This window comes from Brevundimonas bacteroides DSM 4726 (genome assembly GCF_000701445.1).
GTDB classification, from domain to species: domain Bacteria; phylum Pseudomonadota; class Alphaproteobacteria; order Caulobacterales; family Caulobacteraceae; genus Brevundimonas; species Brevundimonas bacteroides.
Genome location: NZ_JNIX01000014.1, coordinates 50845 through 68438, shown reverse-complemented (window position 1 = coordinate 68438; position 17594 = coordinate 50845). Strand labels below are relative to the sequence as shown.

Here is a 17594-nt window from a genome sequence, read left to right as displayed (position 1 = left end):
CGATGAACAACTTTCGTCCGACGACCATCGAACGCGCCTATGAACTGGCGCGCAGCGGGGCCTGCCGCACCGTCGGCGACATCAAGGTCCGGCTTCAGGCCGAGGGCTATGAAGGCGTCAAGGACCGGCTCTATGGAGCCTCCATGACGGGCGCGCTGCGCAAGCTGTGCCTCGAGAACTACGTCGCGCCCCGGGGCGACGACCCCGCCCCTGCTTCTGTCACGGATGACGGGGACGACGACTGAATTCCAGAAACGCTTGTGCCTGAAGGACAAACGGTCCATAAGGCCGCTCGTCGATCTCTCTGCGTAACGCCCCTTCTCTCTGCGAACGCACCGAGTTTCTGGCCGATCCCATTCAGACCCGACAGGTTTCAGGTGTTTTGCCTGCGGCCAACTTCGAACGGAGAGCTGAAATGGCGACCGGAACTGTCAAGTGGTACAACTCAACCAAGGGCTATGGCTTCATCGAGCCGAGCGACGGCGGCAAGGATGTGTTCGTTCACGTCTCGGCCGTTGAAGGCGCGGGCATGAACGGCCTGAACGAGGGTCAGACGATCTCGTATGAGGTCGAAAAGGACCGTCGCACCGGCAAGGAATCCGCCGGCCAGCTGAAGACGCCGGAATAGTCCACGACCGCCCTTCGAGGCGATGTCGAGACGCGGGGTCGGAACGCCTGTTCCGGCCCCGTTTCCATGTCTGGCGCTTTCCGCCGCGACACGCGGGCGCTTGCTCCCGCGATGGCCCCCGCGTAGAGCGCCATGACGATGTTCGGCCTCGCCAATCCCGACAGGTTCATGCGCTTCACTGCGCCCGTGACCCCGGTGCTCTGGGTGCTGGCGGCGCTGCTGCTCGCGATCGGCGCCTGGCTCAGCTTCACCGCGCCCGGCGACTATCAGCAGGGCGACACGGTGCGGATCATGTTCGTGCATGTGCCCGCCGCTTCGCTCGGCCTAGGGGCCTATGCCGCGCTGGGCGTGTCCAGCTTCTTCGCCTTGGTCTTCCGTCACTCGCTGGCCGACGCCGCCGCGCGCGCCGCCGCCCTGCCCGGCGCGGCGTTCACGGCGCTGGCCCTGATTACGGGCGGTCTGTGGGGTCAGCCGATGTGGGGGACCTGGTGGGTCTGGGACGCGCGGCTGACCAGCGTGCTGGTGCTGTTCCTCTTCTACCTCGGCTACATGGCGCTGCGCTCGTCGATCGATGACGAGCAGAAGGCCGCGCGCGCCGCCGCCGTGCTGGGCCTCGTCGGCCTCATCAACCTGCCGATCGTGAAGTTCTCGGTGGACTGGTGGAACACGCTGCATCAGCCCGCGTCCCTGCTGCGGGCCGGGGGAACCAGCCTCGATCCGGTCTTCCTCGCCCCGCTCCTGACCATGATGGCGGCCTACGGAGCCCTGTTCGGAGCGATCTGGCTGACCACCATCCGGGCCGAAGTCGTGCGCCGCCGGGTCCAGGGCATCCGCGCGCGCCGGGCGCTGGAGGCCTGATGCTCGATCTCGACATGAGCCCCTACGGCGCCTTCGTCTGGCCGGCCTGGGCGGTCACCGCGATCGTGCTGGGCGCCGTCGTCGCCCGCGCGGTCGCCTCGGCCCGGCGCTGGAAGGCCGAACTGAAGCGCCTGGAAGACGAGGACGCCGCATGAGCCGCTGGCTGACGGTCATCCCGCTGCTCGTTCTGGCCGGGCTGGCGGTGCTGTTCATCGGATGGTCGCTGCAGCGCGATCCCGAGTATCGACCCGACGCCATCGTCGGCCAGACCGTGCCCGAGACCGTCCTGCCGATCCTGCAGGGCGATGTCGCCGGCCCCCAGAACGTTGACCTTAAGACCGCCGGGGTCGGCCGCCCCATGCTGGTCAACCTGTTCGCCAGCTGGTGTGCGCCGTGCCGCATCGAGCATCCCCAGCTGATGGCGTTGAAGGCCCGGGGCATCGCGGTCGTCGGCGTCGCCTACAAGGACGAGCCCGTCGCCACGCGCGCCTTCCTCGACGAGCTGGGCGACCCCTTCACAATGGTGCTAGTCGATCAGGAAGGCCGCGCGGGTCTGGATCTCGGCGTGTCGGGGGTGCCGGAGACCTTCGCCGTCGACGCCATGGGCCGGATCGTCGCCAAGGCGTCGGGACCGCTTCTGACCCAGGCGGACGTCGATCGGCTGGTCGCGGCGCTGGACGCCCCGGCCCGCCCGCTGCCGACGGCGCGCACGCCCGAGGAGCTCGCGATCCAGCGCGAAGCCGCGGCGCGTTAACCCTTTTTCGACGGGGATCGTTAACCCTGTCGGCATGAGCGCGATCCGCCCTGACCTGCCTATTGCCCAGCCCCCGTCCACGGGACCGTCGGCCCAGATGCGCGCCGCGCAGGCTGCCTTCTTCCGCGCCGCACTCGCCGAGGTCGCGCCCGTCGCGGCGGCTGCGACCGCGACGGCTTCCGCTCGGGCCGGTGCCCAGGAGGAGACACCCCGTCTTCCCCGCCCCGGTGCCCTGCTCGATATCCGCGTCTAGGCGGCGGGTTCGACCACCTTCGGCTTCTTGGCCTTGCGGGCCTTCTTGGGCTCGGCGGCCTTCTTCGCCGCCTTTTCGGCCTTTCTGGCTTCCTTCTGCGCCTTTTTCAGCGCCTTGGCCTCGGCCTTCGCCTGATCAGGCGCGGCGTCGGCGGCGGACGCGAGCTCCGACAGCAGATCGAGGAAGCCGTCGCGCTTTCCCTTGGGCAGCATGGCCATGATGCGACGGTCCGCCGCCTCAACCTTGGGCCGGGCGGCGTCGAGCAGGGCTTGACCCTCCGCCGAAAGACGCACCGCCTTGGCTCGGGCGTCCAGAGTCGAACGTTCGCGCGTCAGCAGGCCCTTGGTCGTCATGCGCGCGACGAGATCGGCGAGCGTCGAGCGGTCGATGCCGGTGGCCTTGACCAGATCGGTCTGGGTCAGACCTTCCTTGACGGACACGGCCTCCATGACCGCGAACTGCCGCTGGGTCGGGCCGTCGGAACCCAGTTCCTCGGCGTAGATGTCGAGGGCCAGCTGCAGCGCCCGGTGCATCAGGTGGCTGGGAGACTCGGCGAGCGTTCCCGAACGCCGCGCCTGTTTTCCGGACTTCACCATCGACGCCATCCCCTTTGCCGTGTGCGGAGGGTTATCAGCCTCGCTTTACGGTTTGACGACAGACGATTCCGTCGGGACTCAGGGCGCGGTGTCGGGTCGAGCCGGCGCGGAGGGATCGACCGGCCCCTCGCCGACCAGGTTCTTCATGATGAGAGGCACTTGGGCCAGGCCGAAGACGGACGATGCGATCCACAGCACGCCCCGGAAGCTGACCCAGACGTCGGCCGGATCGATGCCGGTCAGCCCCAGCCTCGGCGCGGCCCAGGCCACGAGCGCCTCCGACCGGACCGCTTCGTTCACGAGCGCGACCGCCAGGAAGAAGAAGCCGTAGCGGATCGTCAGGATGCGCCAGGCTCGATCATTGACCGGAATGACCGTTCCGAGCAGCGCCTTCAGCGGCTGCTTGCCCAGCAGAACTCCGCCCAGAAGCGCGACAGCGAGCGACCCGTTCAGCACCGTCACCTTCAACTTCACGAACAGATCGTCGTTGAAGACGAGCGTCAGCACGCCGAACACCAGAGCGAAGCCGCCAACCAGCAGCGGCATCAGCGCCAGACGTCTCTCGACGAATAGCCCCACCGCTACGGCCACGGCGGCACCCGCCACGAGGGCCCACGTCGCTTGCACCAGCGCTTCGTCGCCCGACAGGCCACGCAGACGGAGGATCAGAAACGCCAGGGCGAAGGCGGCGATGGCCCCGAAGTCGACCACGGAGCGAATCCAGGTCGACGGGCCTTCTCGGGGGGCGGTCTCGGGTTCGGCCACGATCAGTCCTCCAGCCCGACGAGCGATCGCGAAAACGCCCGGGCGTCGAAGGGTTGCAGGTCATCGATCCCTTCGCCCACCCCGATCAGCTTGATTGGGGCGTCCGACGCCTGGGCGACGGGCACAAGCACTCCGCCGCGCGCGGTGCCATCCAGCTTGGTCATGACCAGGCCCGAGACGAACGCGGCACGACCGAAAATCTGTTCCTGGGCCAGCGCATTGCGGCCCACCGTGGCGTCCAGCACCAACAGGGTCTCATGCGGAGCGTCCGGATCGGCTTTCTTCAGCACCCGCACGATCTTCAACAGCTCGTCCATCAGGGCGGTCTTGTTTTGCAGCCGCCCGGCCGTGTCGATCAGGACGACGTCAAAGCCCTCGGCCTTCGCCTTGGCATAGGCGTCGAACGCCAGGCCGGCCGCGTCGGCGCCGTCTCGGCGGCTCTCGAAGTGGGCGCCGGCCCGGTCGGCCCAGACCTTCAGCTGCTCGCGGGCGGCGGCGCGGAAGGTGTCGCCGGCCACGATCATCACCTTGGCCCCCTGTCGGGCCAGATCGGCGGCGATCTTGCCGAGCGTCGTGGTCTTACCCGAGCCGTTGACGCCGACGAACAGCACCACGAACGGCTTGATCCCGCTGCCGACGCCCTCGGGCCCCAGCGGATCGAAACTCGCCTGGCGCGGCAGAAGCTCGGCGGCGACGGCCTCGGCCAGCGCCTCCTTGACCTCGCGCTCGTCGGAGACCTTGCCGAAGCGCAGCTGGCGGAAGCGTTCGACGATCCGGTCCGTCGCGGCCGGGCCGAGGTCGCTTTCCAGCAGATGCTCTTCCAGCCGATCGAGCGCCTCTTCGCTCAGCGGCTCCTTGACGAAGGCGGAGACGACCGTCTCGGTCATCTGCTGGCTGGACCGGGCCAGTCCCGCGCTGAGGCGCTGGAACCAGCCCTTCTTGGGCGCGTCGGTCATGCGACGGCTTTAGCGGTCGCCGGGCGACAGGTCACGGTCTATCGTGGCGTACGCCAGACTTAGGCTCTATATGAGCAAAACTCTCAGGACCACGCCTTGGCCGAGCCCCATCCCTTCCACGCTCCCCGAACCCACGGTTTCGTGCGGGTCGCCGCCGCCACGCCGGTGGTCCACGTCGCCGATCCGGCGGCCAATGCGCGCGAGCATCTGGCCCTGATCCGCAAGGCGGGCGAGGCCGGGGTCGAGCTGCTGGTGTTTCCCGAACTGAGCCTGTCGGCCTACGCCATCGACGATCTGCACCTGCAGTCGGCCCTGCTCGAGGCCGTGGAGGCCCAGCTGCCGGTGCTCGCCAAGGCCGCGGGCGAGGCCGGGCTGGCGGCCGTGATCGGCGCCCCGATCCGGCATGGCGATCGCCTGCTGAACTGCGCGGTCTTGCTGGCCGGCGGCGATATCGTCGGGGCCGTGCCCAAGACCTATCTGCCGAATTATCGGGAGTATTACGAGAAGCGCTGGTTCTCGCCCGGCGACGACATCGGCGCCGAGACGCTTCGGATCGCCGGGACCGATAGCTGGATCGGCACGCGGCTGCTGTTCCAGGCCGACGACCACCCGGGTTTCGTCGTCGGGCTCGAGATCTGCGAGGACTTCTGGTCGCCGCTGCCGCCCTCGACACGACAGGCGCTGGCCGGCGCGCGCATCCTCTGCAACCTGTCGGCCTCCAACATCGTCATCGGTAAGGCCGAGGAACGGGCCATGCTGTGCGCCAGCCAGTCGGCGCGGGCCATGGCGGCCTATGTGTTCGCCGCGTCGGGCTGGGGCGAATCCACCACCGACCTGGCCTGGGACGGCCAGGCGACGATCCACGAGCTGGGCGCGAAGCTCGCCACCGGCGAGCGGTTCTCGCTAGAGAACCACCTGACCATCGCCGACGTCGACGTCGATCGCATCGGTCTAGAGCGGATGCGAACCGGCACCTTCGCCGACTGTGCCCGCCGCGAGCTGGACGATGAGGGCTTCGTTCGGCTGGATTTTCGGGTGCGAGAAACGGCGACCGCGATGTCCCTGATCCGTCCGCTGGACCGTTTCCCCTTCGTACCGGATGATCCGGCTCGGCTGGATCAGGATTGCTTCGAGGCCTTCAACATCCAGGTCCAGGGCCTGATGCGGCGCATGAAGGCCACGAACAGCGACCGGATCGTCATCGGGGTCTCCGGCGGGCTGGATTCGACCCAGGCCCTGCTGGTCGCCTGCGCCGCCTTTGACAGGCTGGGCCTGCCCCGGACGAACATCCTGGGCTTCACCATGCCGGGGTTCGCTACATCCGAGGGCACGAAATCCAACGCCTGGGCCCTGATGACGGCGCTGGGTGTGACCGGCGCCGAAATCGACATCCGCCCGGCGGCGGAACGAATGCTGAAAGACATCGGCCACGCGTTCGCCGACGGAAAGCCGGTCCACGACATCACCTTCGAAAACGTCCAGGCGGGTCTGAGGACGGACTATCTATTCCGCCTGGCCAATCAAAACCGGGCCTTCGTAATCGGAACCGGCGACCTGTCGGAGCTGGCCCTGGGCTGGGCGACCTATGGCGTCGGCGACCACATGAGCCACTACAACGTCAACGCAGGGGTGGCGAAGACCCTCATCCGGCACTTGATCCGCTGGGTGGCGGCCCGGCCGGAGATGGCGGGCGCGGCGGCGACGCTCAACGCCATTCTGGACACTGAAATCTCTCCCGAGCTTGTCCCGCCCGGCGCGGACGGCGAACTCCAGTCCACGGAAGGGACCGTCGGTCCGTACGCCCTGAACGACTTCTTCCTGTTCCATATCACCCGCTACGGGATGGCACCGTCCAAGGTCGCCTGGCTGGCGCATCAGGCCTGGGGCGACGCGAGCCGGGGCGGCTGGCCCGCGCATCATCCGGAGACGGACCGGGTCGCTTACGACCTCCCGATCATCAAGAGCTGGCTGAGGAAGTTCCTGATCCGGTTCTTCCAGACCAGCCAGTTCAAGCGCTCCGCCCTGCCGAACGGCCCCAAGGTGGTGACGGGTGGATCGCTTTCGCCGCGCGGCGACTGGCGCGCGCCGTCGGACGGCACGGCGAACGCGTGGCTTTGCGAGCTGGACGCGAACGTCCCGGACGCCTGAGACGGCTCAGAAGCGGAAGATGGATTCCAGACGGACGCGGGGCTGGGCCCGGCGGTCGGTCTCGGGCGCGCGGGCCGGATCCTGCTCCGGGGACGCCAGACCCGCCGCGGCACCAACGCGCAGGCGCGGCGACAGCCGGTAATAGGCCCCAGCTTCCACATCGCCCCACTGGGCGTCACGACCAACGGGCTGGTTCAGGTTGAAGTCCAGGCCCCAGCGGCCGTTCTCGTTCCAGCGCAGGCTGCGACGAGGCGCGGGTGTCGGGGCGGCGCGCTGGGCGTTGGAGGCCTCAGCCAGGGTCACGGCGGGCGCGCGCGAGCGGCTCTGCGCCGACGCGTCATGGCTCACGCCGACGAAGGCGGCGAGCCCGACAACCCCGGCGATGACGACCGACAGCCGCATGTCCTACCCTTCGAGCCGACGCTTTCGGCCGGTTCCTCGTGTCCGAAACCGGCGTTTTCGCCTGTGGACGCTTCGATTAGACATCGGTTGTCCGCCGGGTCAATGAAACCTCCACAAACGGCGAGGTTCCTTCGACTCTTGCTCTCGGGCTGTGGCGCAAGCGTCACGGGAATGCGGCTGAACGGCGTTCGGCCGTCAGGGGAAACGACCGTGCGCCGACGCAACCGTCTTTGCCTTGTCATCGCCCCTTTTCACCGTGTTATAGAGCCTCGCTTCGCCGCGCGCGCCCTGACCGGCCCGTGGATGCGCCTCATATCGGTTGGAGACGTGCCTCAATGAGCTTCGTTCGCGGCAAGACGGTCGTTGTGGCCGCGGTCCTGATGACTTCCGGCCTGGCGCTCGCCGGCTGCGGCGGCGGACTGTTCGGCGGGAGCCGCGAGGCCCAGCGCGCGGACGTTCAGACCGGCATCGGCGTGAACGGCTATCTGTGGCGCGCCACGCTAGACACCCTCAGCTTCATGCCCCTGCTGACGGCTGATCCGTGGGGCGGGGTCGTGAACTACGACTGGTACGTCAATCCCCAGACGCCGAACGAGCGGTTCAAGGCGACCGTCTTCATTCTCGACACCCGTCTTCGCGCCGATGCGCTGAACGTCACGGTCACGAAGGAAGTCCGCGACGCCTCGGGCGGCTGGACCGCCGCTCCGGTGGCCGCCCAGACGGAAGCCGATCTGGAAAACGCCATCCTGACCCGCGCGCGCCAGCTGAACCTCGCCAACGCGGGCTGAACACCGCTAACTAGACCGCCTCCTTCGGTTCTCCGCTAGGAGCCGCCTGAAGGAATCCCGTGTCCGCCTCTCCGACCCGCTACGACCCCAAGACCGCCGAACCGCGCCAGCAGGCCCGCTGGGCGGCCGCCGACGCCTTCGTCACCCGCGATACCGGCCGGCCCAAGTACTATGTCCTTGAAATGTTTCCCTATCCGTCGGGGAACATCCATATGGGGCACGCCCGCAACTATGTGATGGGCGACGTGGTGGCGCGTCACAAGCGAGCCCAGGGGTTCGATGTGCTGCACCCGATGGGCTGGGACGCCTTCGGCATGCCGGCCGAGAACGCGGCGATGGAAAGGGGCATCCACCCCAAGGGCTGGACCTACGACAACATCGCCAACATGCGCGAGCAGCTGAAGCTGCTAGGCCTGTCGCTGGACTGGTCGCGCGAGTTCGCCACCTGCGATCCCGACTACTACGGCAAGCAGCAGGCCTGGTTCCTGGAGCTGTACCGGCGCGGCCTAGTCTATCGCAAGGACGGGGTCGTCAACTGGGACCCGGTCGACAACACCGTGCTGGCCAACGAACAGGTCATCGACGGCCGCGGCTGGCGCTCGGGAGCCCTCGTCGAGAAGCGCAAACTGAACCAGTGGTTCCTGCGCATCACAGACTACGCCGATGACCTGATCGAGGGTCTGTCCACGCTCGACCGCTGGCCTGACAAGGTTCGCCTGATGCAGGAGAACTGGATCGGCAAGTCCAGGGGCGCGACCCTGTGGTGGGACATCGCCGAGGCTCCGGATTTCTTGCCCGCATCGGGCGACGGGGAACCCAGCCACGCCCACGATCCGATCGAGGTCTACACCACCCGCCCCGACACCCTGTTCGGGGCCAGCTTCCTGGCCCTGTCCGCCGACCACCCCCTGACCAGGGCCATCGCCGAGCACCGGCCCGACGTGGCCGACTTCATCAAGACCTGCGCCCAGATCGGCACGTCGGAAGCCGACATCGAAAAGGCTGAGAAGCTGGGCGTGGATCTCGGCGTGCGCGTGCGCCACCCCTTCGATCCCGAGCGTACCGTGCCCGTCTGGGCGGCCAACTTCGTGCTGTCGACCTATGGCTCGGGCGCCATCTTCGGCTGCCCCGGGCACGACCAGCGCGACCTGGACTTCGCACGCAAGTACGGCCTGCCCGTGCTCCCCGTCGTTCGCCCAGACGGCGCCGAGACCGTCGAGATCGACGCCGAGGCCTATGTCGGCCCCGGCCGCATTTTCAACTCCGGTTTTCTGGACGGCCTGAGCGTCGAGGAGGCCAAGGCTGAGGCGATCCGCCGGCTGGAGGCCTCGGGCCACGGCAAGGGCGCGACCATCTATCGCCTGCGCGACTGGGGTGTCAGCCGCCAGCGCTACTGGGGCTGCCCCATCCCCGTCATCCACTGCCCATCGTGCGGCGTGGTTGAGGTTCCGGGCGATCAGTTGCCCGTCGTTCTGCCAGACGACGTCACCTTCGATGTGCCGGGCAATCCCCTGGATCGGCACCCGACCTGGAAGCACGTCAAGTGCCCGTCGTGCGGCGCGGACGCGACGCGCGAGACCGATACGCTCGACACCTTCGTCGATTCCAGCTGGTACTTCGCCCGCTTCGCCGACCCGACCGTGGCCGACCCGATCAGCAAAGCCGCCGCGGACCGCTGGCTGGCGGTGGATCAATACATCGGCGGGGTCGAGCACGCGGTGCTGCACCTGCTGTACGCCCGCTTCATCACCCGCGCTCTGTCCGACGCCGGCATGCTGTCTGTGAAGGAGCCGTTCGCGGGCCTGTTCACCCAAGGGATGGTGGTTCACGAGACCTACCGCCGGGCCGACGGCGCCTGGGTCGAGCCCACGGACGTCGAACTGAGCAACGAGGGCGGCGAACGCAGCGCTCGCCAGCGCTCGACCGGCGAGCTCCTGGTCATCGGCGACATCGAGAAGATGTCGAAGTCCAAGAAGAACGTCGTCGCCCCGGCCGAAATCCTGGAAAGCCACGGCGTCGACGCCGGCCGCCTGTTCGTCCTGTCCGACAGCCCGCCCGAGCGCGACGTCCAGTGGACGCCCGGCGGCGTCGAGGGCGCCAGCCGCTTTGTCCAGCGCGTCTGGGCCCTGTTCGACGGCTTCGATCCCGACAGCCCCGCGACCGATCAGGACGCGGCGCTGATCCGCGAGACTCACAAGGCCATCAAGGCCGTGTCGGACGGGGTCGAGGGCTTCCGCTTCAACTCCGCCATCGCCAAGCTCTACGCCTTCGTCGCCACCGTGCGCGATCACGAAGGCGCGGGCGGCGCTGCCAAGCGCGAGGCCCTGTCGGCGCTGGCCCGCCTCATCGCCCCCTTCACCCCGCACCTCGCCGAGGAATGCTGGGCGCGTCTGGGCGAGATCGGCATGGTGCTGGACGCGCCCTGGCCGACCTACGATCCGGCGCTCGCGGCCGACGACGAGGTCGTCCTGCCCATCCAGATCAACGGCAAGCGGCGCGCCGAGATCTCCATGCCGCGCGGCGCCGACACCACCGCCGTCGAGGCCGAGGCGCTCGCCAATCCGGCGGTGAAGGCGTATCTGGAAGCCAACGGCCAATCCATCCGCAAGGTCATCGTCGTGCCCGACCGCATCATCAACCTGGTCGCCGCATGAGGGACGGGCGCGCCCCGGCGCTGACCCTCGCGGTTGGCCTCACGTCCATCGCCCTGCTGCTGGCGGGGTGCGGGTTCACGCCGATGTATGCAGAGACGTCGCAGGGGTCGCCGATCCGGCGCATCGCCGTGTCGACGCAGGATGACCGGCTGGGATATCGGCTGCGCGAGCAGCTGGAGGACGCTCTGGCGTGGGATCGGTCGGCCGCGCCGCTTTATCGGCTGGAGACGGCGGTGGAGCAGAACCGGCGACCGCTGGGCCGCCGCATCGACGACACCGCCACCCGCTATGAGCTGACCGTCCGCGCGGCCTGGACGCTGACCCCGACGTCGGGCGGCGTGCCGATCACCGGCGTCCAGACCGTGACGACGACCTACGCCTCGGCCGACCAGCCCTACGCCTCCATCGCCGCCCAGCAGGACGGCGAGGACCGCGCCGCCGCCGAACTGGCCCGCCTGATCCGGCTCGACCTGCTGCGGGTGCTTTCGGAGTGATGCCGCTCTCATGATTTTGGCGAAGCGGCCAGAGGTCGATCGCTTCCTGTCGAAGCCCGACGCGGGCGTCCGCGCCGCCGTCATTCACGGCAAGGACCGGTCCGGCGTCGCCGAGCGCGCCGAGATCCTGTGCAGGGCCATCACGCCGGACCTGAACGACCCCTTCAACGTCACCGTCCTGACGGACTCGGACATCGACGCCGACGAGACCCGGCTGGAGGAGGCCCTGACGGCCTTGTCCATGATCGGCGGGCGCCGACTTGTTCGCGTGCGGCTGGGTTCCGAGAAGGCTTCGGTCGACAAGGCCGTGGCCGCCGCGCTGAAGACCCACGGCGAGGGTGGCTACAACCCCGACGCCATGCTGGTGGTCGAGGCCGGGCCGCTCGGCCGCGACTCGGCGCTCCGCAAGGCCGCCGAGGCCGGCAAGGCCACCGTCGGCATCGCCTGCTATGAGGACGAGGCCGGCGACATCGCCCGCATGACGCGCGAGGCGCTGGCTGCCGACAAGGTGGGCCTGACGTCGGACGCCCTCGCCGTCTTCGTTGCCCGCCTGCCCAAGGAACGGGGCCTGATGCGACAGGAGATAGAGCGCCTGGCTCTCTATGTCGGCCCTGGCTCTGGCCGCACGATCGATGTCGAGGAGCTGGAGGCTCACCTGGGTGTCGAGGCCGACGCCTCCCTGTCCGACGCCGCCCTCCAGGCCTTCGGCGGGCGGCCGGGACCGGCTCAAGGGGGATTGCGACGCGCCCTGGCCGAAGGCGAGAGCGCCGTCATGGCTGTGCGGTCGGCTTCCATCCATCTTGGAAAGCTGCGCCGGATCAATGTCCTGCAAGGCTCGGGCGCAGGCGCCAAGGAGGCGGCGAAAGCGGCCGGTGTCTTCTGGAAGCAGGAGGCGGAGATGCTCCGTCAGGCCCGCGCCTGGAGCTTGGACCGGCTCGACGCGCTTCAGGACAGCGTCAACACTGCAGACCTGATGACCAAGACCACCGGCATGCCCGAGCACCTGATCGCCGAGCGGTTGCTGCTGGAGATCGCGGCCCGGGCGCGGCGGTTGGGTCTGTAACCGCCCTAGCGAAGGGTGATCGCCTGGCGGGTCCCTTCAGGGGGCAGGTCGAAAGCGGCGGCCTCAAAGGCCGGAGGACCGAAACGGCCTCGGGCGTTCCGGGAAAAGCCGTAGGCCTCGCGCGGCAGGCCTACGGGCCAGAGGGTCAGCTCGCCATTTCGGTCTGCGTCGTGAAAGGCGCCCACCGCATAGCGTCCGGGTGCCAAGTCCGGAATGGTGACCGAGGTCGCCCCGCCCGGTGCCGGCACGACGCGGGTCGCGATGGGGTTCCTGCTGGCGCGGAAATCTGCAGCATTGGCGTAGACGGCGACCGCAATCGTCCCGCCAGAGCCTTGGGTGCGCAGTGTCAAGGTCAGGTCGGCGGCGGACGCGCCGTTCGCCGTCAGCAGGCCCAGGCTCGCGGCCGCGATTGCCAGTTTCATCGAAACGCTCTTTCGTGCATCGCCCCGCGAGCACCGAAACACCAGTCGAGATCCGCCGTCCAGTCATGACCGCCCTGTCACCTTCCTCTGTCCGGCGACCGGCCTCCACACGGATTGTGCGCGGCATGGCTGTGGCGATGGCCGCCGGGGTCGTTCTGGCCCTGACCGGGGCGTTCGGAATGTCGAACACCACCCTATGGATGCGCCTCGCCTACTGGGTCCCGGTGATGCTGGTCGGAGCTGCCTGGGGCGAGGCCTGCTCGCGGCTGGTCGGGCGCTGGATCGACATGGACGAGCGGCCATGGCTGGCGGTCGCGGCTCTGACCGCGTCGGTCACAGGGCCAGTGGTGATCCTGGTCTGGTTCGTGACCGGGTTGGTGTTTGAGGGCAAGGTCTATCCGCTGGCTACGCTGCCGCTGATGCTGGGGCCTGTCTTCATCGTCACCGCCAGCGTCAGCGCGATCAACGTCTTCCTCGGCAAGGCCCAGCCGGTCCAGACCCATGCGGCGGTCGCCGGCGCGGCCCCGGCCCGTTTTCCGGAACGGCTGCCGCCTCGCCTGCGCGGGGCTGCGATCCGGGCCGTCCAGGCCGAGGATCACTATCTCCGGATCCACACCGACCGGGGATCGGACCTGATCCTGATGCGGATGTCGGACGCGCTGAATGAGCTCGAAGGCCTGGAGGGGGCGCAGACCCATCGCAGTTGGTGGGTCGCCCGGGGCGCTGTGCGCGACGTGGCCCGGGGTGACGGCCGCGCCACCCTCACGCTGGACGGTGGGATTTCCGCGCCCGTCAGCCGGCGCTACGCCAGGGCCCTGCGCGACGCCGGCTGGTATTGAACATCAGCCCTTCCACGCGCCGTGGAATCCGGCCGGGAGCGCAACGTCCGCCCGCCAGGTCGCGACCGGTCCATCCTCAACCGCCGCGACATCGAAGACGTGCAACTCCGTCACGCCTTCGGCCAGGTTGATCGAGGGCGCGACCAGCCAGGCATCGCTCTCGTCCGAGCGGCCGGGCTTGGGTACGAACACCGCCTCCTCCATGATCTGGGTGTCGTCGAACAGGAAGGCCCGGTTGACGCCGGTCGCCCAGTTCTGGATCCCCAGACCGTTCGGCAGGGGCCGATCCCCGCGCTCGCCATGCACATGGACGGTCAGATCACGGCGCGAGCAGGGGCGTCGTGGATCGCCCTTGGGGAACTCGGCGGTGATCCCTGACGACGTCATCTCCGCCTGGCCGTCGGCGTGCAGGGTAACCAGCTTCAGCACACTCGGCTCGCCGGGCACGGTCCCGGTCTGGGCAACCAGAACGCGCGCGCCCTCGATGGCGAAGGAGGCGTCGCGATTGGCCGCCACGTCGAAGCGGATCGTGCCGTCCGCCTCCTCCCAGCCGTCGCCGAGGTGGAAGAAGCTGAACGTCGGCAACTCGAACAGTCGTGTCCGCGTGAGATCGGCCTTGTCGACGACCAGCACCTGAGTCCCAAGCTCGGGCCGCCACGCGAACTGCGTCGAGAACGGCATGCGGCGCTGGGCGAAGACCCAGGGCTGGAGCACGAAGATCAACGACCGCTCCGTGGCCGTGAAGTCATGCAGGTAGCTGGCGCGGGGCAATGGGACGAGGCCCGCCGAGATCAGCGATCCGTCGGCGTTCAGATGCCAGACCACGGCCTGATCCGCGTTGGTCCCGACGTTCCACACCGTGCCGTCCGGGGCGCGGCGCGGATGGGCCTGGAACGGCATGCCCTTCAGGTCGTCGCGCAGGGTCACGAACCGCTCGGTGGCCAGGGTGGCGGCGTCCATCTGCAGCGGCGAACCACCCTCCCACAGGGCCCAGACCTTGTCGCCCGTCACCATGACCGCGGTGTTGGCGGCGTTGGCGTCGTCGTTGGAGCCGATGCGGGCGCGAGCGTCCCCGACCGTGCCGAAGCCGGGCGTGACCACGGCTTCAAGCTCCGTCTCCGTGCGACGCTTGGGCGTGTCGGCGAAGCGGGCGGCGAGCGTGACCTGACCGTCCTCGATCCGGAACGACCGCATCAGGCCGTCGCCGTCGAACCAGTGGGTGGCCGATCCGCCCGGCCGACGGAACTTGCCCGGCCCGTTGCGAAACAAGGTCCCCGAAAGACCGGCGGGAGCCCGACCCCGGACCAGCCGCATGGCCCGTGGCGCGACATCGCCCTCCAGATCGGCGGTGGCCAAAGCCCATGGCGCGGCGGCGTCCTGGGCCATGGCGGCCCAGACGGTTTCGGGCGTGGCGACGACGGCCGACAGGGCGGCGGCGCTCATCAGGAAGTGGCGGCGGGAGGCTTTCATGGCGATGCCCTCTTTTCGTCGGCCTAGCGGATGCTGATCATCTGAACGGTCGCGCCTTCGACCACGAACCGGGCTCGATCCCAGCTCGCCGGACCCATGTTGCCGACCGCATTATTCGAGAAGGCGAAGGGCTCGGTCGGCATGCCGAAGGGGTTGCGGTTCATCTGGCCGTCGCCATTGACGTCGTGAAACGCCCTGATGGCGTATTCACCGGCGACCAAGCCGTCGAAGGTGGCGGTGCGCTGTCCGGCGGCGACGTCTAGGCGCGCGCCCCGGATCGGCTGGCCGCCGTCATAGGTCGCGGCGTCATAGAGGCCGAACATCACCGCGCCGGTGTCGGCGCCGGTTTCGAAGGTGACGGTCAGGGTGCCTGCGGATTGCGCCAGCGCGGGCGCGGCGGTCAGGCTGAGGGCGGCGATCAAGGCGGCAGTGCGGATCATTTCAGAGCTCCATTTGCGCGAAGGCGACCGGCGACCGGCCTCCGATGTCCCGACCCTGGTCTGGCCCCTGCGGCGTCGCTATCGGACTTGCGGAAACGGCCGCGCGGATTTCGTGAACGGCGGCGGTCGGCCATCCGCGAAACGTGAATGAACAGGCGTCGCGCGCCGCTTGCGGGCCGGACCGCCCGAGCGCATCGTCCGCCGCGAACGAGGAGGCCCGTCGATGTCCGAAGAGATTGTCTTCTACACCAACCCCATGTCGCGGGGCCGGATCGTGCGCTGGATGCTGGAGGAGCTGGGACAGCCCTATCGCACCGAGGTGATGGACTACGGCACGACGATGAAGGGCGCGGACTATCTGGCCATCAATCCGATGGGCAAGGTGCCCGCCATTCGCCATCGCGGCGTGACGGTGACGGAATGCGCGGCCATCTGCGCCTACCTGGCCGACGCTTTTCCTCAGGCCGGTCTGGCTCCGGCCTTGGACGATGCGGCGCGAGGGACCTATTTGCGGTGGATGTTCTTCGCTGCCGGTCCGGTCGATTCGGCTGTCACTGCCCGGTCGATGGGCTGGCAGGCGCCGCCCGAACGCCAGGGCATGGTCGGCTACGGCAACTACGAACAGATGGTCGATGCGCTGGAGACGGCGGTCGAGACCGGACCCTACATTCTCGGCGAGCGGTTCAGCGCGGCGGACGTGTACGTCGGGTCCCAGATCGGCTGGGGCCTGCAGTTCAAGACCCTGCCCGAGCGCGAGAGCTTCAGGGCCTATGCCGGGCGCATCATGGGACGTCCGGCGGCTCAGAGGGCGCGCGAACTCGACGACGCCCTGATTCCCGCTCGGACGTGAACCTGAGGCGCGCGCGAACGCTTGGCCTTCACTGGAGCTAACCGATGACCCGATCGATCCTTAACTCGCTGGCGCTTGCCGCCCTCACGACCCTGGCCGCCTGCGCCACACCGTCCGCCGATGCGCCGCCCAATAGCTATCGCGCCGACCTGGACCGCCTCACCGCCGACTGTCGCGAGCGCGGCGGCATCCTGACCCCGACAGGGGCGACGACGGGCCGGCCGGAAACGGAGTATGCTTGCCGGATCACAGGGGCGACGCGGCTGAACTGACGATCAGCCCTCGCCGAGGCAGCGCAGCGCGACTTCCAGATTGCGCAGCCCATCCTCGCCGGTCACGGCCGGGGCCTCGCCGGTGCGAATGGCGTGGGCAAAGGCTTCCAGCTCCTTCTTCAGGGGCTCGTTGGGCCAGGAGTGGACGCCGCGCGTCGAATAGCTGCCGTCCGGCTGCTGGCCGAAGTATTCGGTGACCTGGCGGGTCATGAGGTCAGCGACGACGAACTTGTTCTGGGTGGCGACCTGGAGGGTGCGGGTCTTGTAGGGCGTGACCCAGTTGGTGGTGATGTGGGCGATCACCCCGTTTTCCATGCGGAACTGGAGAAGCGCCGTATCCTCGCGCTCCGCGCGGGTGCGGGCCAGCTGCGGTTGGACCTCCGCCACCTCGGCATCGGTCAGATGGCGGATGATGTCGATGTCATGCACCGCCAGGTCGATGACCACGCCGACCTCGCCCATGCGCGGCGGGAAGGGGCCGACGCGGGTGATCTGGATGGAGATGACGTCCTCGCCGGCGATGGCGCGCTTGACCGCCTCGACCGCCGGATTGAAGCGCTCGACCTGACCGACCATCAGCACCCGGCCGTTGGCCTCGGCGGCGTCGATCATGCGCCGGGCGTCGGCGACGGTCGCGGCGATGGGCTTCTCGACCAGGACGTGGACGCCCTTTTCGAGCAGGGCGACGGTCAGGTCGGCATGGGTGCGGTTCGGCGTCGACACCACCGCGGCGTCGAGCCCGGCGGCGACGAAATCGGCGGCCGAGGTGTAGGCTTTCGCCTCATAGACCTCGGCCACGCCCTCGGCGGTGACGGCGTCCATGTCGAAGATGGCGGTCAGATCGAAGTCGCGGATGTCGGCCAGCACGCGGGCGTGATTGCGGCCCATGACGCCGACGCCGGCCACGCCGACCTTGAGGGGGTTCGATTGCGGGCTCATCGG

The 17594-nt window shown here is 68.6% G+C and carries 22 protein-coding genes; 14 read left to right on the top strand and 8 right to left on the bottom strand.

Annotated elements, in window-relative coordinates:
• Nucleotides 1–2: 2 nt before the first annotated feature.
• The 6 genes from Q333_RS0112880 (at nt 3) to Q333_RS0112855 (ending at nt 2493) form a co-directional block, all read left to right on the top strand.
• A complete protein-coding gene (locus tag Q333_RS0112880) occupies nt 3–245 on the top strand; it encodes a hypothetical protein (protein WP_029417511.1) in 243 nt (80 codons plus the stop codon).
• 170 nt (nt 246–415) lie between these two features.
• Nucleotides 416–628: a cold-shock protein gene (locus Q333_RS0112875; RefSeq protein ID WP_029417510.1), complete on the top strand. Its 213-nt coding sequence runs from the start codon at nt 416–418 to the stop codon at nt 626–628.
• A gap of 138 nt (nt 629–766) precedes the next feature.
• Nucleotides 767–1486: a heme ABC transporter permease gene (locus Q333_RS0112870; RefSeq protein ID WP_029417508.1), complete on the top strand. Its 720-nt coding sequence runs from the start codon at nt 767–769 to the stop codon at nt 1484–1486.
• The gene (ccmD, locus tag Q333_RS17415; RefSeq protein ID WP_084176114.1) at nt 1486–1641 is read left to right on the top strand and encodes a heme exporter protein CcmD; all 156 of its coding nucleotides are present in this window, start codon (nt 1486–1488) and stop codon (nt 1639–1641) included. The genes Q333_RS0112870 and ccmD overlap by 1 nt, the downstream gene beginning before the upstream one ends.
• On the top strand, nt 1638–2240 hold the full coding sequence (locus Q333_RS0112860) for a DsbE family thiol:disulfide interchange protein (protein ID WP_051651320.1): 603 nt from the start codon (nt 1638–1640) through the stop codon (nt 2238–2240). The genes ccmD and Q333_RS0112860 overlap by 4 nt, the downstream gene beginning before the upstream one ends.
• A gap of 34 nt (nt 2241–2274) precedes the next feature.
• Nucleotides 2275–2493, top strand: coding sequence for a hypothetical protein (locus Q333_RS0112855; RefSeq protein ID WP_029417506.1), 219 nt, complete (start codon nt 2275–2277; stop codon nt 2491–2493).
• Here the strand turns inward: Q333_RS0112855 and Q333_RS0112850 are convergent.
• From Q333_RS0112850 to ftsY, 3 genes are all read right to left on the bottom strand, one after another.
• A complete protein-coding gene (locus Q333_RS0112850) occupies nt 2490–3089 on the bottom strand; it encodes a MarR family winged helix-turn-helix transcriptional regulator (RefSeq protein WP_029417505.1) in 600 nt (199 codons plus the stop codon). The two genes, Q333_RS0112855 and Q333_RS0112850, sit on opposite strands and share 4 nt — an antisense overlap.
• A 78-nt stretch (nt 3090–3167) precedes the next feature.
• Nucleotides 3168–3854, bottom strand: coding sequence for an inner membrane-spanning protein YciB (locus Q333_RS0112845; protein ID WP_342667399.1), 687 nt, complete (start codon nt 3852–3854; stop codon nt 3168–3170).
• 2 nt (nt 3855–3856) lie between these two features.
• Nucleotides 3857–4810 (bottom strand): signal recognition particle-docking protein FtsY, encoded by a 954-nt coding sequence (gene ftsY, locus Q333_RS0112840; RefSeq protein ID WP_029417502.1) that lies wholly within the window; start codon nt 4808–4810, stop codon nt 3857–3859.
• 96 nt (nt 4811–4906) lie between these two features.
• On the opposite strand from ftsY, the gene Q333_RS0112835 reads away from it, so the two are divergent.
• Nucleotides 4907–6958 (top strand): NAD(+) synthase, encoded by a 2052-nt coding sequence (locus Q333_RS0112835; protein ID WP_029417501.1) that lies wholly within the window; start codon nt 4907–4909, stop codon nt 6956–6958.
• Nucleotides 6959–6964: 6 nt separating this feature from the next.
• On the opposite strand, the gene Q333_RS0112830 is transcribed toward Q333_RS0112835, so the two are convergent.
• Nucleotides 6965–7360, bottom strand: coding sequence for an NtrZ family periplasmic regulatory protein (locus Q333_RS0112830; protein ID WP_029417499.1), 396 nt, complete (start codon nt 7358–7360; stop codon nt 6965–6967).
• A 335-nt stretch (nt 7361–7695) separates the two neighbouring features.
• Between Q333_RS0112830 and Q333_RS0112825 the strand changes: the two genes are divergently transcribed.
• Genes Q333_RS0112825 through holA form a run of 4 tightly spaced genes read left to right on the top strand, consistent with a single transcriptional unit; the run spans nt 7696 to nt 12359 of the window.
• The gene (locus Q333_RS0112825) at nt 7696–8148 is read left to right on the top strand and encodes a DUF3576 domain-containing protein (protein WP_029417498.1); all 453 of its coding nucleotides are present in this window, start codon (nt 7696–7698) and stop codon (nt 8146–8148) included.
• 59 nt (nt 8149–8207) lie between these two features.
• Complete coding sequence (leuS, locus tag Q333_RS0112820) at nt 8208–10802, top strand: leucine--tRNA ligase (RefSeq protein ID WP_029417496.1); 2595 nt, start codon at nt 8208–8210, stop codon at nt 10800–10802.
• Nucleotides 10799–11296, top strand: coding sequence for an LPS assembly lipoprotein LptE (gene lptE, locus Q333_RS0112815; protein ID WP_029417495.1), 498 nt, complete (start codon nt 10799–10801; stop codon nt 11294–11296). Before leuS ends, lptE begins: the two co-directional genes overlap by 4 nt.
• 10 nt (nt 11297–11306) lie before the next feature.
• Nucleotides 11307–12359, top strand: a complete 1053-nt coding sequence (gene holA, locus Q333_RS0112810; RefSeq protein WP_029417493.1) for a DNA polymerase III subunit delta — start codon at nt 11307–11309, stop codon at nt 12357–12359.
• Nucleotides 12360–12364: 5 nt separating this feature from the next.
• Here the strand turns inward: holA and Q333_RS17410 are convergent, their stop codons facing one another.
• Nucleotides 12365–12781 carry a DUF2141 domain-containing protein gene (locus Q333_RS17410; protein WP_029417491.1) on the bottom strand — a complete coding sequence of 139 codons (417 nt, stop codon included), beginning with the start codon at nt 12779–12781 and terminating at the stop codon, nt 12365–12367.
• A 125-nt stretch (nt 12782–12906) separates the two neighbouring features.
• On the opposite strand from Q333_RS17410, the gene Q333_RS0112800 reads away from it, so the two are divergent.
• On the top strand, nt 12907–13620 hold the full coding sequence (locus Q333_RS0112800; RefSeq protein ID WP_245591547.1) for a LytTR family DNA-binding domain-containing protein: 714 nt from the start codon (nt 12907–12909) through the stop codon (nt 13618–13620).
• Nucleotides 13621–13623: 3 nt separating this feature from the next.
• Here Q333_RS0112800 and Q333_RS0112795 read toward each other — a convergent pair whose 3' ends face one another.
• Together Q333_RS0112795 and Q333_RS0112790 are read right to left on the bottom strand one after the other, a co-directional pair.
• Nucleotides 13624–15090, bottom strand: coding sequence for a carotenoid oxygenase family protein (locus tag Q333_RS0112795; protein WP_029417489.1), 1467 nt, complete (start codon nt 15088–15090; stop codon nt 13624–13626).
• A 23-nt stretch (nt 15091–15113) separates the two neighbouring features.
• Nucleotides 15114–15530, bottom strand: coding sequence for a DUF2141 domain-containing protein (locus Q333_RS0112790; RefSeq protein ID WP_029417488.1), 417 nt, complete (start codon nt 15528–15530; stop codon nt 15114–15116).
• 223 nt (nt 15531–15753) lie between these two features.
• On the opposite strand from Q333_RS0112790, the gene Q333_RS0112785 reads away from it, so the two are divergent.
• Entirely contained in the window at nt 15754–16380 is a 627-nt protein-coding gene (locus tag Q333_RS0112785) for a glutathione S-transferase family protein (RefSeq protein WP_029417487.1), read from the top strand.
• A 44-nt stretch (nt 16381–16424) separates the two neighbouring features.
• Nucleotides 16425–16652, top strand: a complete 228-nt coding sequence (locus Q333_RS0112780; RefSeq protein ID WP_029417485.1) for a hypothetical protein — start codon at nt 16425–16427, stop codon at nt 16650–16652.
• Between the two features lie 3 nt (nt 16653–16655).
• On the opposite strand, the gene Q333_RS0112775 is transcribed toward Q333_RS0112780, so the two are convergent.
• Nucleotides 16656–17591, bottom strand: coding sequence for a Gfo/Idh/MocA family protein (locus Q333_RS0112775; protein ID WP_029417483.1), 936 nt, complete (start codon nt 17589–17591; stop codon nt 16656–16658).
• Nucleotides 17592–17594: the final 3 nt, after the last annotated feature.

Bases quoted from the DNA above. Each gene is read 5' to 3' on its own strand.
- Q333_RS0112880 (WP_029417511.1), top strand. From the start codon at position 3: ATGAACAACTTTCGTCCGACGACCATCGAACGCGCCTATGAACTGGCG.
- Q333_RS0112875 (WP_029417510.1), top strand. From the start codon at position 416: ATGGCGACCGGAACTGTCAAGTGGTACAACTCAACCAAGGGCTATGGC.
- Q333_RS0112870 (WP_029417508.1), top strand. From the start codon at position 767: ATGTTCGGCCTCGCCAATCCCGACAGGTTCATGCGCTTCACTGCGCCC.
- ccmD (WP_084176114.1), top strand. From the start codon at position 1,486: ATGCTCGATCTCGACATGAGCCCCTACGGCGCCTTCGTCTGGCCGGCC.
- Q333_RS0112860 (WP_051651320.1), top strand. From the start codon at position 1,638: ATGAGCCGCTGGCTGACGGTCATCCCGCTGCTCGTTCTGGCCGGGCTG.
- Q333_RS0112855 (WP_029417506.1), top strand. From the start codon at position 2,275: ATGAGCGCGATCCGCCCTGACCTGCCTATTGCCCAGCCCCCGTCCACG.
- Q333_RS0112850 (WP_029417505.1), bottom strand. From the start codon at position 3,089: ATGGTGAAGTCCGGAAAACAGGCGCGGCGTTCGGGAACGCTCGCCGAG.
- ftsY (WP_029417502.1), bottom strand. From the start codon at position 4,810: ATGACCGACGCGCCCAAGAAGGGCTGGTTCCAGCGCCTCAGCGCGGGA.
- Q333_RS0112830 (WP_029417499.1), bottom strand. From the start codon at position 7,360: ATGCGGCTGTCGGTCGTCATCGCCGGGGTTGTCGGGCTCGCCGCCTTC.
- Q333_RS0112825 (WP_029417498.1), top strand. From the start codon at position 7,696: ATGAGCTTCGTTCGCGGCAAGACGGTCGTTGTGGCCGCGGTCCTGATG.
- lptE (WP_029417495.1), top strand. From the start codon at position 10,799: ATGAGGGACGGGCGCGCCCCGGCGCTGACCCTCGCGGTTGGCCTCACG.
- holA (WP_029417493.1), top strand. From the start codon at position 11,307: ATGATTTTGGCGAAGCGGCCAGAGGTCGATCGCTTCCTGTCGAAGCCC.
- Q333_RS17410 (WP_029417491.1), bottom strand. From the start codon at position 12,781: ATGAAACTGGCAATCGCGGCCGCGAGCCTGGGCCTGCTGACGGCGAAC.
- Q333_RS0112800 (WP_245591547.1), top strand. From the start codon at position 12,907: ATGGCTGTGGCGATGGCCGCCGGGGTCGTTCTGGCCCTGACCGGGGCG.
- Q333_RS0112795 (WP_029417489.1), bottom strand. From the start codon at position 15,090: ATGAAAGCCTCCCGCCGCCACTTCCTGATGAGCGCCGCCGCCCTGTCG.
- Q333_RS0112790 (WP_029417488.1), bottom strand. From the start codon at position 15,530: ATGATCCGCACTGCCGCCTTGATCGCCGCCCTCAGCCTGACCGCCGCG.
- Q333_RS0112785 (WP_029417487.1), top strand. From the start codon at position 15,754: ATGTCCGAAGAGATTGTCTTCTACACCAACCCCATGTCGCGGGGCCGG.
- Q333_RS0112780 (WP_029417485.1), top strand. From the start codon at position 16,425: ATGACCCGATCGATCCTTAACTCGCTGGCGCTTGCCGCCCTCACGACC.
- Q333_RS0112775 (WP_029417483.1), bottom strand. From the start codon at position 17,591: ATGAGCCCGCAATCGAACCCCCTCAAGGTCGGCGTGGCCGGCGTCGGC.